Raw genomic sequence first — 15,478 nt, 5'->3', positions numbered from 1 at the left:
CTGGTCATCTCTCTCCACTCTGGCTATGCCCGTCCTCGCCCCTGCCCGTCAGGGCATGCGCAAGGTCTCCTGGCGGCGCCTGATCGGCGCGCTGACAGCCAAACGGCAGCCTGCGTGCAAATCCTGACCTGCCCCATCCTCCCAACCCTGTCGGAGCGATAGCATGAACAAGACAGACAAGATGCTGGTCGGCGAGCGCACCTTCTGTGTCCTGCTGGTGCTGGCGAGCCTGGTGGTGTTCTACCTGGCCTACCAGATTTCCGGTTTCTCCTCGATCAATTCCCCCGGGGCATTTCCCCTCGGCGTCGCGCTGGTGATGATCCTCTCCGCCGGGAAGATCGCCGTCGAGCTGATCGGCAAGGCCAAGCCCGACTGCAGCGGCTGGCTGGACGCATTCCAGCAGTTTCGCAACACCCACTTCCCGCGCCGCACCCTGGTCTTCGGCTTGCTGGCCGTGGCGTACCTGGCGGCGATCCAGTGGGTCAGCTTCTACGTCAGCACCTTCCTTTTTCTGGTGCTGTCGATCGTCTACCTGCGAGGCGGCCGCGTACTCAACGCGATCCTGATTGCAGCTGTCTTGCTGGTGCTGATCTACCTGCTGTTCAGCCTGGCGTTCAGCGTTTACCTGCCATAACGAGGCACCCGAGATGAGCGATACCCTTTCCTACCTGCTGATGGCCTGGAGTGACCCGCAGCTGCTGATGCTGACTGCGCTGGGCACTTTCGCCGGCATCTATATCGGCGCCATCCCGGGCCTGTCGGTGACCATGGCGGTGTCCATCCTGGTGTCCTTCACCTTCGCCTGGGATGTCAACGATGCACTGGCGCTGATCGTCGGTATCTTCATCGGCGGCGTTTACGGTGGCTCGCGCAGCGCCATCCTGCTGAACATCCCCGGCGCGCCCTCCTCGGTGGCCACGGCCTTCGACGGCTACCCGCTGGCACAACAGGGCGAAGCCGGACGCGCCATCGGCCTGAGCACCGTGATGTCGGTGGTCGGCGGTATCGTCGGCACCATCATGCTCGCCAGCGCCGCACCGCTGATCGGCGATCTGGCCCTGCGCTTCGCACCGCGCGACTACTTCCTGGTCGCCGCCATCGGTCTGCTGCTGGTCGGCAGTCTGGCCGAAGGCTCGCTGGCAAAAGGCATCTTCGCCGCCGCCCTGGGTGCGGTGATCGGCCTGGTCGGTATGGACCCGGTCACCGCGCAAGGGCGTTTCACCCTGGGCCAGGTCGAACTGATGGGCGGCATCCACTACGTGGTGCTGATGATTGGCCTGTTCGGCGTCGCCGAGGCCTTCTACCAACTGCATAACCTCGACAGCCCGGTGATCCGCCAGAAGGTGGACAAGATCCTGCCCTCCTTCGCCATGGTCCTGAAGTTCCTCCCGCTGTCGATCCGCACCTCGATCATTGGCGTCATCGTCGGCGTGCTGCCGGGCGTCGGTGGCGACATCGCCGCGCTGATGGCCTATGACCACGCCAAGCGCACCGTGAAGAATCCGACCAGACCGTTCGGCAAGGGTGCCTACGAAGGCCTGATAGCGCCGGAAACCGCCAACAGCGCGGCGGTCGGCGGCGCCTATGTGCCGATGCTGACCCTGGGCATGCCGGGTGATGCAGTCACTGCGGTGATCATCGGCGCCCTGGTGGTGCATGGCCTCAATCCCGGCCCGATGCTGATGGTGGAAAACCCGCATATCTTCTACTTCACCGTCGGCAATCTGCTGCTGGCCAACGTGTTCCTGATGATCTTCGGCCTGATGGGCATCAAGCTCTTCGCCAAGTTCGTGGAAATGCCCAAGTCCGTGCTGATTCCACTGATCCTCGTGCTCTGCGTGGTCGGCACCTACTCGATCAACAGCAGCATGACCGAGGTGTACTGGATGCTCGGCTTCGGCGTGCTCGGCTATCTGCTGAAGATCTTCGGCTTCCAGATGGGCCCGATCATCCTCGGCGCCATCCTCGGCCCGCTGATGGACACCTCGTATCGCCAGGCCATGTCCTCGGCCGGTGACAACCCGGTGGAGCTGCTGCAAGGGCTGGTCACCAGCCCGCTGTCACTGATCCTCAGCGCCGCGGTGGTGCTGATTCTGCTCGGCAACACCCCGCTGCTGAAGAAACTCAAGAGCAAGCTCAGCCCCGCTTCGGCGCGTGGCTGATACCCAGGTTCAAAGGCGTGCCCCGGCCTACAGGGGCTCACAACAACAACCGATGGAGAGTCTCCACATGTTCAAATCGCTACTGACTGGCGCCGCTCTCGGACTCAGCGCCCTCACCATGGCCCTGCCAGCCCACGCCGAGTACCCCGAGCGCAGCATCCAGGCGGTCATTCCCTGGGGTGCAGGCGGCGCCACCGACAACGTCATGCGCAGCCTGACTCCGTACGTGGAAAAGGAACTGGGCGGCAAGTTCATCCTCAACAACCGTCCGGGTGGCACCGCCGTGATCGGCAGCACCCACGTCATGCAGCAGCGTCCGAACGGTTACACCATCCTGCTCGGCGCCGAGAACCCGCAGCTCTATAAAGTGCTGAAACTCGCCGACTTCGATTACGCCGACTTCTACCCGGTCAACATCATCGGCCAGAACGTGGTAGTGATCGCCGCCAACGCCGACGCGCCGTTCAACAACATGGCCGAGCTGATGGCGGCAGCCAAGGCCAACCCGGACACCCTGCGCATGGGCTCCACTGGCGCCGGCGGCCTGCCGAGCACGGTCAGCGCGATGATCAATGCGGTGGACGAGCTGAAAGTGCGTGAAGTGACCTTCGGTGGCGACGGCCCCGGCATCACCGCGCTGATGGGCAAGCACATCGACTTCATGCCCCTGAGCCTGGCCGCCGCCCGCGAGCTGGTACGCAGCGGCAAACTCAAGGCCCTGGCCGTGTTCGCCACCGAGGAAACCCCGGAGCTGCCGGGCGTGGAGCCGATCACCAAGGCCCTGCCGGCCATCGCCGAGTACCTGCCGTGGGGTCCGTTCTGGGGCGCCTTCGTGCACAAGGACACCCCGGACGACGTCAAGCAGAAGCTGGTCGACGCTTACGCCAAAGCCGTCGGCAACGACGAGTTCCAGGGCTTCCTGAAGAACTTCGGCGCGCAGAGCCTGAACCTCAACGGCGCAGAAGCTGAAGAGTTCCTCAAGCGCTGGCAGTCGGTCACCACCTGGTCGATGTACAAGGCCAAGGCCATCGAAATTTCCCCGGACTCGGTTGGCATCGCCAAGCCCTGATCCCCACGCATGGGGCGCCCTGCACGAGGTAGGGCGCGCCATGCGCATTCACCTCCCCGCGCCCGCACCTCTCAGCGACGCAAACGAAACGCCTTGGGCGAAAGCCCGCTGCCACGCTTGAAGAAACGGGAAAAATAGCCCGGCTCGGAAAAACCCAGACTGTCTGACACCTGGCTCACCGTCATGGTGGTGTACACCAGACAGCGCTTGGCCTCGAGCAACAGACGCTGATTGATCAGCTGCAACGCGGATTGCCCGGCCAGCCGCCGGCACAGCGCGTTGAGGTGAGCGGCACTGATCCCCAGGCGCGAGGCGTAATGCTCGATCGGTAGATGCTCGCGAAAGTGCACTTCGAGCAAGCGCACGAATGCCTGCACATGCTCACGCCCTCGTCCATCCGTGGGCTCCTGCGCCTCGCTTCGCGCCAGTTGCCGACGCGCGATGGCAACCAGCAGGACGCTGATCAGCGATTGCAGCATCAGCTCCCGCGCTGGCTCCAGACGGCCGTACTCCTGGCTGATGGATTCGAACAAGGCATCCAGGTAACGGCGCTGCTCGCCAACCTCGTAGCACATGGGGCTGTGCAAGCACTGCTGGCCCAATGGCGCGGCCAGTTGTTCCACCAGCGGCCGCGCCAGGCTCAGCACATAGCCCTGAACATCACTCGAGAAGCGAAAGCCGTGCACGCACAGTGCCGGTACGACCTGCAGCGAAGCGCTGCGCACCTGGCGCAATTGCCCCTCAACCTCCAGCTCCGCTTCACCCGCCTGTACATAGAGCAATTGCAACAGGTCAGCGTGGCGGTGCGGTTTGATCTCCCACCCGTGCAACTGGCTGCGCTCGGGAATCGATTCGCAGTGGATGAGATCTGGGGTCGGCCATTCGGCCGTCTCACCGTACAGCTTGAATACCGGCACCAGGGGTGCTTTCGAAACGGTCATGGCCGGGCGCTTAAAATCATCGAAAAGTCCAAGAATCCTTTTCGATATTGCCTTCTAACCGAACATGCATCCACAAAAAATACAGACCTGAGCCTGTGAATCGACATACAGCCGATCACCTACTGGAGAACAATAATGAACACTCAGGTCGCCATCATCGGCGCTGGCCCCTCCGGCCTGCTGCTCGGCCAATTGCTGCACAACGTCGGCATCGACAACGTCATCCTCGAACGCCAGAGTCCCGACTACGTGCTCGGCCGCATCCGCGCCGGCGTGCTCGAACAGGGTATGGTCGACCTGCTGCGCGAGGCCGGTGTGGCCGCGCGCATGGATCGCGAAGGCCTGCCGCACGATGGTTTCCAGCTGGCCTTCGATGGCCGCTGCGAGCGCATCGACCTCAAGGGGCTGACCGCTGGCAAGAGCGTGATGGTCTACGGCCAGACCGAGGTCACCCGCGACCTGATGGAGGCCCGCCAGGCCAGCGGGGCCATCACCCTGTACAACACCAGCCAGCTGCAGTTGCACGAACTCAAGGGCGAGCGCCCTTACCTGACCTTCGAGCATGAGGGCCGCACACAGCGTCTGACGTGCGATTACATCGCAGGCTGCGACGGCTTCCATGGCGTATCGCGACAATCCATTCCGGCAGGGGTACTTCAGGAATTCGAGCGGGTGTATCCGTTCGGCTGGCTGGGCATCCTTGCCGACACCCCGCCGGTGCATGAGGAGCTGATCTACGCCAACCACGCGCGTGGCTTCGCCCTGTGCAGCATGCGTTCGCCGACACGCACGCGTTACTACGTGCAGGTGGGCGCCGAGGAGAAGGTCGAAGACTGGTCCGACGAGCGCTTCTGGGACGAACTCAAGCGCCGCCTGCCAAGCGATATCGCCAGCCAGTTGGTCACCGGGCCTTCGATCGAAAAGAGCATCGCGCCGCTACGCAGCTTCGTCGTCGAACCGATGCAGTACGGCCGCCTGTTTCTGCTCGGTGATGCCGCGCACATCGTCCCGCCGACCGGTGCCAAGGGCCTCAACCTGGCCGCCAGCGACGTCAGCACGCTGTACCGCATCCTGCTCAAGGTCTACCGCGAAGGCCGCGTGGAGCTGCTCGAACGCTACTCGGCAATCTGCCTGCGGCGCATCTGGAAGGCCGAGCGCTTTTCCTGGTGGATGACCTCGATGCTGCATCGTTTTCCCGATACCGATGCCTTCAGCCGCCGCATGCAGGAGACCGAACTGGATTACTTCGTCAGTTCCGAAGCCGGGCGCAGGACCATCGCCGAGAACTACGTCGGCCTGCCCTACGAGGCCATCGAATAGCTCATTTATCAGCCGCAAGGTGCGCCGCGTGCACCCTGCCAGACCGAGGTTCATGGGTGCACACGGCGCACCTTACCTCTCGAACGGAAGCCCTTGATCGATAATCGCCTGGCGCGCCACAGGCACGTCCCAGGCCTACGCAATTCGTTCGTTTATCGCACACTAAGTCGTTAATCGAATTGAATAGCCCCTCGCTAACTCGCACCATGCGAGCAGCGAATCCTAGCGGCGGCAGTATTGCAGCCGAACCTGGCTGTACCTGAGTCGCCTACTAACAATGAATAAGAAAGGACATTTGCGATGCACAAGCTTTCCAAGGCTTTGCTGACGCTGCTTGCCACCAGCGTCATGACCTGGGCCAACGCCGACGAGGCCGAGGTCACCCTCAAGGTTCACCACTTCCTGCCGGCGCACTCGGTGACCCAGGCCGACTTTCTCAAGCCCTGGGCAGAGAAGATCACCGCCGAATCCAATGGCCGGATCCAGTTTCAGTTCTACCCGTCCATGCAGCTGGGCGGCACCCCGCCACAGCTGATCGATCAGGCGCGTGATGGCGTCGCCGACATCGTCTGGACCCTGCCTGGCTACACCAGCGGCCGCTTCCCTCTGGCCTCGGCATTCGAGATGCCGTTCATGAGCCACTCTTCGGAAGCCAGCAGCCAGGCCATGTGGGATTTCCTCGAAGCCCACGGGCAGAAGGAATTCGCCGACGTGCATCTGCTGGCCACCCACCTGACCGATGGCGCGCTGCTGCACACGGCGAAGAAGCCGGTGCGCAGCCTGTCCGACTTCCGCGGCCTGAAACTGCGCTCGGCCAACCGCATCTCCACCAAGCTGATCTCCATGCTCGGCGCCACACCGGTGGCCATGCCGGTACCGCAGGTGCCGGAAGCGCTGTCCAAGGGTGTGGTAGACGGCGCCGTGCTGCCCTGGGACGTGGTCCCTGCACTGAAGCTGCAGGAACTGGTCAAGTACCACACCGAAATGGCGCCGGGTCAGCCGGCGCTGATGCACACAGCGCTGGTGCTGGCGATGAACCCGGCCAAGTACGCCAGCCTGCCCGATGACCTGCGCAAGATCATCGACGACAACAGCGGCCGTGAACTCTCACGCCAGGCCGGCCATATCTGGGATACCAACGTGATCGAGACCGGACACAAACTGGCGCAATCGCGTGGCAACGAGATCTACGTACTGCCCGCCGAAGAACAGGCCAAGTGGATGGCCATCGGCCGCAAGCTGGACAACGACTGGATCAAGGAAGTCGAGAGCAAGGGCAACGACAACGGTGCCGCGCTGCTGCAAGAAGTGCGCGACCTGATCGAAAGCTACAACGCCAAGCTGCCGCACTGATCGTTAACCCTCGTTGTGCTGGCCGGCACTTGCGGTGCCGGCCTTGCGGAGTCCTCTCATGATCGAAAACCCTGCCCTGTCCGGGCGGCCTCAGCGCACGCGCCCGTTTGGCCAGTTGCTCGATGCCCTGGCACGCTGGCTGGCACTGGCTGGTGGCCTCGTGCTGGTCGCCATCACCCTGCTGTCGGCCTACAGCATCACCATGCGCAGCCTGTTCGACGCGCCACTGCTCGGTGACGTCGAACTGGTGCAGATGGGCTGCGGCATTGCCGTGGTGAGCTTCCTGCCGCTGTGCCAGTTGCGTCGTAGCAATGTCATCGTCGACGCCTTCACCCTGCGCGCCTCGGCCACCACCCGGCGCTATCTCGACACCCTCGGCTGCCTGCTGATGGCTGCCTGTGCGGCGCTGCTAGCCTGGCGCTCGGTAATCGGCACGCTGGATACTTATCGCAACGGTGAAGAGTCGATCATCATGGGCATTCCCATGTGGTGGTCGATGACGCCCTTCGCGCCGTCTTTCGCCCTGCTGGCCGTCGTTGCCCTGTACACCGCCTGGCTCGACCAGCGTGGTGAGGGAGGCCAGCAATGAGCAGCGTCGCATTGGGCGGACTCTTCCTCGCCTTCCTCCTGGTTCTGCTGGCCATCCGCATTCCGATCGCCATCGCCATGCTGCTGACCGGTATTGGCGGCTACGTCTCGATCAGCGGCTGGGACCCATTGCTCAACTACCTGAAGACGGTGGCCTACGCACGTTACACCGTGTACGACCTGTCGGTGATCCCGCTGTTTCTGCTGATGGGGCAGTTCGCCTCGCGGGGCGGCCTGGCTACCGGCCTGTTCCGTGCCGCAGCCGCCATGGTCGGGCACTGGCGCGGTGGCCTGGCGATCTCCGCCATTGGCTCGTGCGCCGCCTTCGGCGCGGTCTGTGGCTCATCGGTGGCGACCGCTGCGACCATGGGTCAGGTGGCTCTGCCGGAGCTGCGTCGCTACAAGTACTCCAACTCGCTGGCAGTCGGTTGCCTGGCGGCCGGCGGCACCCTGGGCATTCTCATCCCGCCCTCGGTGGTGCTGGTGATCTACGCCATCCTCGCCCAGCAGAACATCTCCACGCTGTTCATGGCCGCCTTCGTGCCGGGCATTCTCGCCGTCATCGGCTACATGATTGCCATCGCCATCTATGTGCGCCTGTTCCCGGACTCCGGCCCGGCGCAGGAGCGCTCGAGCTGGAAACAGCGACTGCAGGCACAGCAGGGTGTGTGGCCGGTACTGCTGATTTTCCTGGTGGTGCTCGGGGGTATCTACGGCGGCTGGTTCACCCCGACCGAGGCCGCTGCCATCGGCACCGTGGGCACGGGCTTCTTCGCCTTCACCCTGGGCAAGATGCGTCTGGCCGAACTCAAGGAGGTGCTGCTGGGCACCGGCGTGACCACGGCCATGATCTTCATGATCCTGCTCGGCGCCGATGTGATGAACGCCTTCCTGGCCATCTCGCAATTGCCCAACTTCATCGCCGAAAGCATCAGCGGCGCAGGTCTGCCACCGTTCCTGGTGCTGGCCGGGATCCTCGTTCTGTACCTGATCCTCGGCTGCGTGATGGACACCATGTCGATGATCCTGCTGACCATCCCGATCTTCTTCCCGGTGATCATGGGGCTGGACTTCTATGGTCTGGACCAGACGGAAAAAGCCATCTGGTTCGGCATTCTGGCCTTGATGGTGGTGGAGATCGGCATGGTCACCCCGCCTCTGGGCATGAACGTGTACGTGATTGCCGGCATGGCGCGCGATATTCCCATGCGCGACGCCTTCAGAGGCATCGTGCCGTTCCTGATCTCGGACGTCGTGCGCGTGGTCATCCTCGTGCTCTTCCCATCGATCACCCTGTGCCTGGTGCGCTGGCTGACCTGAGGACTCGCGATGCATTCAGACGAACGCCGCTGAACCCCGAATAACTGCCACCACTCTCCCCGATGTAGAAGCGTATCCGCCGCTGCGGAGGGGAGCTTTCAACCTTGAAAAAGGAAACGATAACAATGAAAAAAGCTCTGTACATCGCTCCCAGCGCAATCGCCGTTGCCGTCATGGCCTCCAGCCTCTCGGTCGGCGTTCAGGCCGCCGGTTTCGTCGAAGACGCCAAGGTCACCCTCGGCCTGCGCAACTATTACTTCAACCGCAACTACCTCAATGGCACCGACCCCGTGATTCGCGGCGAACGCCAGGGCCAGGCCGAAGGTTGGACCCAGAGCTTCATCCTTGACGCGCGCTCCGGTTTCACCGAAGGCACCGTCGGCTTCGGTCTCGATGTGCTCGGTCTGTACAGCATCAAGCTGGACGGCAATCGCGGCGCCGCCAACACCCAGCTGATGCCGATCCACGATGACGGTCAGGCCGCTGACCAGTTCGGTCGTACTGCAGTGGCCGCCAAAGCCAAGATTTCCAAGACCGAGCTGAAGGTTGGCGAGTGGTTCGCCGTGCTGCCGATCCTGCGCGCTGACGACGGTCGTTCGCTGCCGCAAACCTTCCAGGGTGCGCAACTGACCTCCAACGAGATCGATGGCCTGACCCTGTACGGCGGCCAGTTCTGGAAGAACAGCCAGCGCAACGATGCCAGCCGTGAAGACATGTCGTTCACCGTAAACGGCACCACGCACAACGGCGACGATTTCAACTTCGCCGGTGGTGAGTACCGCTTCAATGGCAACAACACCATGGTCGGCGTCTGGCATGCCCGCCTGGAAGACGTCTACCAGCAGAGCTACGTGCAGTTGACCCACAGCCAACCGGTCGGCGACTGGGTGCTGGGTGCCAACCTGGGCTATGTCACCGGCAAGGAAGAAGGCGCGGCCAAGGCCGGTAACCTGGACAACAAGGTCTACCAGGGTGCGCTCTCCGCCAAGACCGGCAACAACACCTTCATGGTGGCCTACCAGCGCCTGAGCGGTGACACCAAGTTCATGCGCATCGACGGCGCCAGTGGCGGAACTCTGGTCAACGACGGCTTCACCAACAGCTACGACAACCCGGAAGAGCGCTCCTGGCAGGTTCGTCACGACTACAACTTCGCCGGCCTCGGCATCCCGGGCCTGACCCTGATGAACCGTTACGTCAGCGGTTCCAACATCCACACCGGCGGCCGTACCGATGCCGAAGAGTGGGGTCGTGAATCCGAGCTGGCCTACACCATTCAGGAAGGCACGCTGAAGAACCTGAGCGTGCGCTGGCGTAACTCCGATGTGCGCCGTGACGTGGGCCAGGATCTGCACGAGAACCGTCTGATCATCAACTACCCGCTGTCGATTCTGTAAGCCTCACGCGACATCGCTGCACAAGTGACTCCTAGTGTTACGGCACGTTCAGCCCGTCCTCGTGACGGGCTTTTTTTTGATGTGCAACTGTTCGAGGAAGTACCCCCATGCGCTGGATCATCGAACGTAGCGCCGACCTCAAGGTCGGGCACAAACTCCTGCTGGGCTTCTCACTGGTCATGCTGCTGACCCTGGCAGTCGCCCTGGGTGGCTGGCGCACGGCCAGTGAGATTCTCGGGCATGCCGCTCAGTCGCTCCAGGTGGCAGACCTCAAGCAACAGATCCTGCAACTGCGCTTGCAGGAGAAGGACTACCTGCTGGCGCCGCTGGCTGGCCATGCAGCGGCGATCACCGAGCAACATACGCGCATCGCCGCACAGCTGGCTGACTTGCCCACCGACGCCGAGCAACTCCAGCTGTTGCTACACGGCAATGACGCCTATCTGCAGCACTTCACCCAACTGCGCACGACGCAGTCTCAGGCCAGCACGGCGCAGACCGGAATGGCGATACGCGCCGACGAAGCGCTGATCCAGTTCGAGATGGTCACCCAGGACCAGTTCAACCTGATTCGCGATCGATTGTTCGATGGCGAAACGGGCACGCAGAGCAGCGTCGACCAGGCCGAGGCGGCGGCGCGCCTGAGCCACACCCTGCTGCAGCTGCGCCTGGCGGAAAGCCAGTTCATCCGTAGCGCTGACAGCGCCGATGCCGACCTCTGGCAAACGCGCTTCGCCAGCATGACCGAGGCGGCTCAGCAACTGCGCACGCAACTGGCTGCCCTGCAGCAGGCCTCTCTGGACGAGGCCCTGCGCGCACTCGACAGCTATCGCGAGTCCTTCGAGCACTATCGCCACAGCCTCGAGGCCGAGCAGCGCAGTCGCAGCCAACTGGCCGACCTGGCGCAAGGCATGCTGCAACATGGCAACGACCTGCAGCAGCACCAGCAACGCACAATGCAAGCGGGCAACCGCACCTCCCTGCAAACCCTTGCCCTGCTCACCACTGCAGCGCTGCTACTGGCTCTGCTCGCCAGCTGGCTGATTCGCCGCCTGATCGTCGGGCCGCTGCAACACTGCCTGCTGCTGGCCCAGCAGGTCGCGGCCGGCAATCTCAGTGGCAGTCGTATCGCCGTGCGGCGTGATGAGGTCGGCCAGCTTCTGGGCGCACTGCAGACCATGCGCGACCACCTGCGCGAATTGATCGAGCAGATCGGCGGCAGCGCGACACAGATTGCCGCCGCAGCAGAGCAACTCTCGGCAGTCAGCGAACAGACCCGCGCGGGGGTGCACGAACAGAGCGAAGAGTCCAGCCAGACAGCCTGCGCCATGCAACAGATGGTCACCAGCGTGCAGCAGGTGGCCGGTGATGCCGAGCAGGCATCGCAGGCCGCGCAACAGGCAGAACTGCAGGCCCGTGATGGCGACCGCCAGGTGCACCAGGTAGTCGAGCAGATCGAGCGCCTGGCCAGCGAGGTGGCGCATACCGGGCAGACCGTTGGCCTGGTGCAAGGCGAGAGCCAACGCATCGGCACTGTGCTGGATGTGATCAAGGCAGTCGCCGAGCAGACCAACCTGCTCGCGCTCAACGCCGCCATCGAGGCAGCGCGCGCCGGTGAACAAGGCCGCGGCTTCGCCGTGGTCGCCGATGAAGTGCGCGCCCTGGCGCGCCGTACTCAGGACTCCACCCGCGAGATCGAGGCGCTGATCACCAGCCTGCAAAGCCGCGTACAAACGGCCGTCGCCCAGACCCAGGCCAGCCAGACGCTGAGCCAGGACGCCATGAGCAGCGTCAAACTGGCCGGCCAGAGCCTGACGCGCATCAATCAGGCAGTCGCGCTGATCGAACAAATGAACCAGCAGATCGCCAGTGCCGCCGAACAGCAGAGTGCGGTGGCCCTGGAGATCAACCGCAGCCTGGACAACGTACGTGGCATCGGCGAGCAAAGCGCCAGCGCCACCGAGCAGACCGCCCTGTCCAGCGCCGAACTGGCCAGGCTGGGCGGTGAATTGCAGCTGCGCATCGGCCGTTTTCGGACCTGAGACCGAGGAACCGGCCTCGCTCATCCCGGCCGTAGGGTGGACAACGCGCAGCTTGTCCACCGTCGCGGCCCATGAGCAATGCGCAATCGCTGCCCTTTCCCGGATTGCATCCGCACTACCCCGACAACAACTGACCGCTAACCGCACGACTTCCCGGGCGAATCATCCGACAGTGCTTGGCGCCTCGGCAGCGCCAACATAAAATCCGGAACCAAGTTCCAATAAATAACAAATGCGGAGATCTGCCATGGCCAACGCCCCACTCGACTGCGACCTGCTGGTGGTCGGCTCCGGCGCGGCCGGCCTGGCGGCCGCCGTCAGCGCCGCGCACCTGGGCAAACGGGTGATCCTGGTGGAGAAGGACGCGGTGCTGGGCGGTGCCACCGCCTGGTCCGGCGGCTGGCTGTGGGCGCCGCGCAACCCGCTGGCCCGGCGCGCTGGCATCGTCGAGGACATCGAGCAGCCGCGCACTTACCTGCGTAACGAACTCGGCGAGCATTACCGTCCCGAACTGGTGGACGCCTTTCTGCAAAATTGCCCGGATATGGTGGCGTTCTTCGAGCAGCACACTGCCCTGCAGTTCGTCGATGGCAACGGCATCCCCGACATGCACGGTGACACGCCCGGCGCCGCCAGCGGCGGCCATCAGGTCATCGCCGCGCCCTATGATGGCCGCGAAGTGCTCGACCTGCTGCCACGTCTGCGCAAGACCATGCGCGAGACCTCCTTCATGGGCATGCCGATCATGGCCGGTGCCGATCTCGCTGCCTTCCTCAACATGACGCGCTCGCCCGGGGCTCTGCTGCACGTGATCCGGCGCTTCACCACCCACCTCTATTACCTGGCCCGCTACGGACGCGCCATGCACCTGGTCAACGGCGTAGCGCTGATCGCACGCCAGGCGCGCTCGGCGCAGGACCTGGGCGTGCAAATGATGGTGTCCACGCCCGCGCAGCGCCTGATCATCGAAGACGGCAACGTATGCGGTGCCATGGTGCTGCACGCCGGTGCGGAAATGACTATCCACGCCAAAGCGGTGGTGCTGGCTGCCGGTGGTTTTCCCAACGATCCCGAGCGGCGTAAGGCAATGTTCCCGCGCGATGCCAGCGGCCATGACAACCTCGCCCTGCCGCCAACCAGTTGCTCCGGCGACGGCCTGCGCCTGGGCGAATCAGCGGGCGGCCACGTGGCCGACGACCTGCGCTCGCCAGTGGCCTGGGCACCGGTGTCGAAGGTGCCCTATGCAGACGGTAGTGTCGGCCACTTCCCGCACATCATCGACCGCGGCAAGCCCGGCATCATCGGCGTGCTGCAAAACGGCAAGCGCTTCGTCAACGAGGCAGGCGGTTACTACGACTATGTCGACGCCATGCTCAAGGCCATCCCCGAGGATCAGCAAGCCTGCTCCTGGCTGATCTGCGACCACCGCTTTCAGCGCCGCTACGGCCTCGGCTTCGCTCGCCCGGCGCCAGTACCGCTGTGGCCACATATCCGCAACGGCTACCTCAAGCGCGGCCACAGCCTGGAAGCGCTGGCGCAGGCCTGCGGCATCGACCCGATCGGGCTCGCTGCCACCGTCGACGAGTTCAACCAGCATGCGCGCCGTGGCGAAGACCCACTGTTCGGCCGTGGCAGCACAGCGTTCAACCGTCGCAGCGGCGATGCTCAGCACAGCGGTCCAAACCCCTGCGTAGCCCCTATCGAGCACGGCCCCTTCTATGCCGTGAAAGTACAACCGGGTTGCTTCGGTACATTCGCCGGGCTACGCACCGATGGCCATGCGCGGGTGCTCGATGGCGCAGGCCAACCGATACCGGGGCTGTATGCGGCGGGCACCGATATGGCCAGTCCCATGGGCGGGCACTACCCCTCGGGCGGCATCAACCTAGGGCCGGCGCTGACCTTTGGCTATATCGCCGGACGCCACGCGGCTACGGTCTGATATCGGTCGGCCATGGATGGCAAGCATAAAAAAGCACCGCCCGGATGCGTGGTCCGGGCAGCGCTGTATTGCTCGTACGAATCAGTCTTCCAGCGATTCCACGCCCAATTCGTCCCAGACTTCCTCGGCCAGGTGGAAGGTGGCGTTGGCCGCCGGAATACCGCAGTAGATGGCGCTCTGCATGAGCACTTCTTTGATCTCGTCGCGGCTCACCCCGTTGTTCTTCGCGGCACGCAGGTGCAGGCGCAGCTCGCCCTCGCGGTTCATGCCGATCAGCATGGCGATGGTGATCAGGCTGCGGGTGTGGCGCGGCAGGCCGGGACGGGTCCAGATATCGCCCCAGGCGTGACGGGTGATCATCTCCTGGAACTCACTGTTGAACGGCGTGAGCTTCTCCAGGCTGCGGTCGACATGGGCGTCGCCGAGCACCGCGCGGCGCACCTGCATACCGGCTTCGTAGCGTTGTTTTTCGTCCATAGCATCACTCCGGGTAAGCATCGGTGCGCACGGCGCACCCTACCGTAGGGTGCGCCGTGCGCACCGATGGTTTCACTGGTTCAGGAAATCCAGCAGCGCCTGGGTAAAGGCCACGCCAGCCTCGACGTTGGACAGATGCGCGGCGTGGAACTCCAGCAGTTGCGCGCCCTCGATCCGCTGCTGCATGAAGCGGCCGTGCTCGACGGTGGTGACCGGATCAAGGCTGCCGCAGACGATCAGCGTTGGCGACTGGATATCGGCAAGCTGCTCGCGGAAATCGGCATCGCGCACCGCTGCACAGTTGGCGGCGTAACCTTCGGGCGAAGTCTGCGCCAGCATGCCGACGATGGGCTCGACCTGGTGCGGCTGCGCGGCGGCGAAACCAGCGGTGAACCAGCGCGAAATCGAGGCGTCGCGCAGATCGCGCATGGCCTGGGCGCCGCCAGCCAGCACCGTGTCGATGCGCGGGTTCCACACCTCCGGCGCGCCGATCTTCGCGGCGGTGTTGCACAGCACCAGGCGTGCGATGCGCTCGGGGGCGTTGAGCGCCAGCCACTGGCCGATCAGCCCGCCCATGGACAGCCCACAGAAATGCGCCTTGGCGATATCCAGCGCGTCGAGCAGAGCCAGCACGTCGCGGCCCAGTTGCTCGACGCTGTAGGGCCCTTGCGTTACCAGCGACTGGCCATGGCCACGGGTGTCGTAGCGCAGCACCTGAAAATGCCGGGTCAGCGCCGGCATCTGCACGTCCCACATGTGCAGATCGGTACCCAGGGAGTTGGACAGCACCAGCACCGGCGCACCGGCGGGGCCTTCGAGCAAGTAGTTCAAATCGCCATCGGCGAGACGTACGGCAGGCATGGATAA

Annotated in this window: 13 protein-coding genes; 10 read left to right on the top strand and 3 right to left on the bottom strand. The window is 63.9% G+C overall.

Going from position 1 to position 15,478, the window contains the following annotated elements; genetic code table 11:
* The first annotated feature begins 163 nt into the window (after positions 1-163).
* The 3 genes from BLR77_RS14650 to BLR77_RS14640 all read left to right on the top strand — a co-directional run bounded on the left by BLR77_RS14650 (position 164) and on the right by BLR77_RS14640 (position 3,231).
* A complete protein-coding gene (locus tag BLR77_RS14650; RefSeq protein WP_074679010.1) occupies positions 164-634 on the top strand; it encodes a tripartite tricarboxylate transporter TctB family protein in 471 nt (156 codons plus the stop codon).
* Positions 635-647: 13 nt separating this feature from the next.
* Positions 648-2,162 carry a tripartite tricarboxylate transporter permease gene (locus BLR77_RS14645; protein ID WP_074679008.1) on the top strand — a complete coding sequence of 505 codons (1,515 nt, stop codon included), beginning with the start codon at positions 648-650 and terminating at the stop codon, positions 2,160-2,162.
* Positions 2,163-2,229: 67 nt separating this feature from the next.
* Positions 2,230-3,231: a tripartite tricarboxylate transporter substrate binding protein gene (locus tag BLR77_RS14640; RefSeq protein WP_074679006.1), complete on the top strand. Its 1,002-nt coding sequence runs from the start codon at positions 2,230-2,232 to the stop codon at positions 3,229-3,231.
* Positions 3,232-3,302: 71 nt separating this feature from the next.
* Here BLR77_RS14640 and BLR77_RS14635 read toward each other — a convergent pair whose 3' ends face one another.
* A complete protein-coding gene (locus BLR77_RS14635; protein ID WP_074679004.1) occupies positions 3,303-4,172 on the bottom strand; it encodes a helix-turn-helix domain-containing protein in 870 nt (289 codons plus the stop codon).
* 135 nt (positions 4,173-4,307) lie between these two features.
* Here BLR77_RS14635 and pobA point away from each other — a divergent pair, with 135 nt between their 5' ends.
* The 7 genes from pobA to BLR77_RS14600 all read left to right on the top strand — a co-directional run bounded on the left by pobA (position 4,308) and on the right by BLR77_RS14600 (position 14,134).
* Positions 4,308-5,492 (top strand): 4-hydroxybenzoate 3-monooxygenase, encoded by a 1,185-nt coding sequence (gene pobA, locus BLR77_RS14630; protein WP_074679002.1) that lies wholly within the window; start codon positions 4,308-4,310, stop codon positions 5,490-5,492.
* Between the two features lie 300 nt (positions 5,493-5,792).
* Complete coding sequence (locus tag BLR77_RS14625; protein ID WP_074679000.1) at positions 5,793-6,845, top strand: TRAP transporter substrate-binding protein; 1,053 nt, start codon at positions 5,793-5,795, stop codon at positions 6,843-6,845.
* 58 nt (positions 6,846-6,903) lie between these two features.
* Positions 6,904-7,434, top strand: coding sequence for a TRAP transporter small permease (locus tag BLR77_RS14620; RefSeq protein ID WP_074678998.1), 531 nt, complete (start codon positions 6,904-6,906; stop codon positions 7,432-7,434).
* The gene (locus BLR77_RS14615) at positions 7,431-8,753 is read left to right on the top strand and encodes a TRAP transporter large permease (RefSeq protein WP_074678996.1); all 1,323 of its coding nucleotides are present in this window, start codon (positions 7,431-7,433) and stop codon (positions 8,751-8,753) included. The genes BLR77_RS14620 and BLR77_RS14615 overlap by 4 nt, the downstream gene beginning before the upstream one ends.
* Positions 8,754-8,926: 173 nt before the next feature.
* The gene (locus BLR77_RS14610; RefSeq protein WP_083366080.1) at positions 8,927-10,150 is read left to right on the top strand and encodes an OprD family porin; all 1,224 of its coding nucleotides are present in this window, start codon (positions 8,927-8,929) and stop codon (positions 10,148-10,150) included.
* A 107-nt stretch (positions 10,151-10,257) separates the two neighbouring features.
* Positions 10,258-12,192, top strand: coding sequence for a methyl-accepting chemotaxis protein (locus BLR77_RS14605; protein WP_074678992.1), 1,935 nt, complete (start codon positions 10,258-10,260; stop codon positions 12,190-12,192).
* Positions 12,193-12,439: 247 nt separating this feature from the next.
* Positions 12,440-14,134, top strand: a complete 1,695-nt coding sequence (locus BLR77_RS14600) for an FAD-dependent oxidoreductase (RefSeq protein ID WP_074678990.1) — start codon at positions 12,440-12,442, stop codon at positions 14,132-14,134.
* Between the two features lie 81 nt (positions 14,135-14,215).
* Here BLR77_RS14600 and pcaC read toward each other — a convergent pair whose 3' ends face one another.
* Positions 14,216-14,611, bottom strand: a complete 396-nt coding sequence (gene pcaC, locus BLR77_RS14595) for a 4-carboxymuconolactone decarboxylase (protein WP_074678988.1) — start codon at positions 14,609-14,611, stop codon at positions 14,216-14,218.
* 72 nt (positions 14,612-14,683) lie between these two features.
* Complete coding sequence (gene pcaD, locus BLR77_RS14590) at positions 14,684-15,472, bottom strand: 3-oxoadipate enol-lactonase (protein WP_074678986.1); 789 nt, start codon at positions 15,470-15,472, stop codon at positions 14,684-14,686.
* Between the last annotated feature and the right edge of the window lie 6 nt (positions 15,473-15,478).

Origin of the sequence: Ectopseudomonas alcaliphila, assembly GCF_900101755.1 — a bacterium.
GTDB lineage: Bacteria > Pseudomonadota > Gammaproteobacteria > Pseudomonadales > Pseudomonadaceae > Aquipseudomonas > Aquipseudomonas alcaliphila.
Note: the sequence above shows the minus strand (reverse complement) of the source record. Positions and strands in the feature narration are given on the sequence as shown.

Excerpts from the sequence above, each read along its gene's own strand:
- BLR77_RS14650 (WP_074679010.1), top strand. The coding sequence starts at position 164 with ATGAACAAGACAGACAAGATGCTGGTCGGCGAGCGCACCTTCTGTGTC.
- BLR77_RS14645 (WP_074679008.1), top strand. The coding sequence starts at position 648 with ATGAGCGATACCCTTTCCTACCTGCTGATGGCCTGGAGTGACCCGCAG.
- BLR77_RS14640 (WP_074679006.1), top strand. The coding sequence starts at position 2,230 with ATGTTCAAATCGCTACTGACTGGCGCCGCTCTCGGACTCAGCGCCCTC.
- BLR77_RS14635 (WP_074679004.1), bottom strand. The coding sequence starts at position 4,172 with ATGACCGTTTCGAAAGCACCCCTGGTGCCGGTATTCAAGCTGTACGGT.
- pobA (WP_074679002.1), top strand. The coding sequence starts at position 4,308 with ATGAACACTCAGGTCGCCATCATCGGCGCTGGCCCCTCCGGCCTGCTG.
- BLR77_RS14625 (WP_074679000.1), top strand. The coding sequence starts at position 5,793 with ATGCACAAGCTTTCCAAGGCTTTGCTGACGCTGCTTGCCACCAGCGTC.
- BLR77_RS14620 (WP_074678998.1), top strand. The coding sequence starts at position 6,904 with ATGATCGAAAACCCTGCCCTGTCCGGGCGGCCTCAGCGCACGCGCCCG.
- BLR77_RS14615 (WP_074678996.1), top strand. The coding sequence starts at position 7,431 with ATGAGCAGCGTCGCATTGGGCGGACTCTTCCTCGCCTTCCTCCTGGTT.
- BLR77_RS14610 (WP_083366080.1), top strand. The coding sequence starts at position 8,927 with ATGGCCTCCAGCCTCTCGGTCGGCGTTCAGGCCGCCGGTTTCGTCGAA.
- BLR77_RS14605 (WP_074678992.1), top strand. The coding sequence starts at position 10,258 with ATGCGCTGGATCATCGAACGTAGCGCCGACCTCAAGGTCGGGCACAAA.
- BLR77_RS14600 (WP_074678990.1), top strand. The coding sequence starts at position 12,440 with ATGGCCAACGCCCCACTCGACTGCGACCTGCTGGTGGTCGGCTCCGGC.
- pcaC (WP_074678988.1), bottom strand. The coding sequence starts at position 14,611 with ATGGACGAAAAACAACGCTACGAAGCCGGTATGCAGGTGCGCCGCGCG.
- pcaD (WP_074678986.1), bottom strand. The coding sequence starts at position 15,472 with ATGCCTGCCGTACGTCTCGCCGATGGCGATTTGAACTACTTGCTCGAA.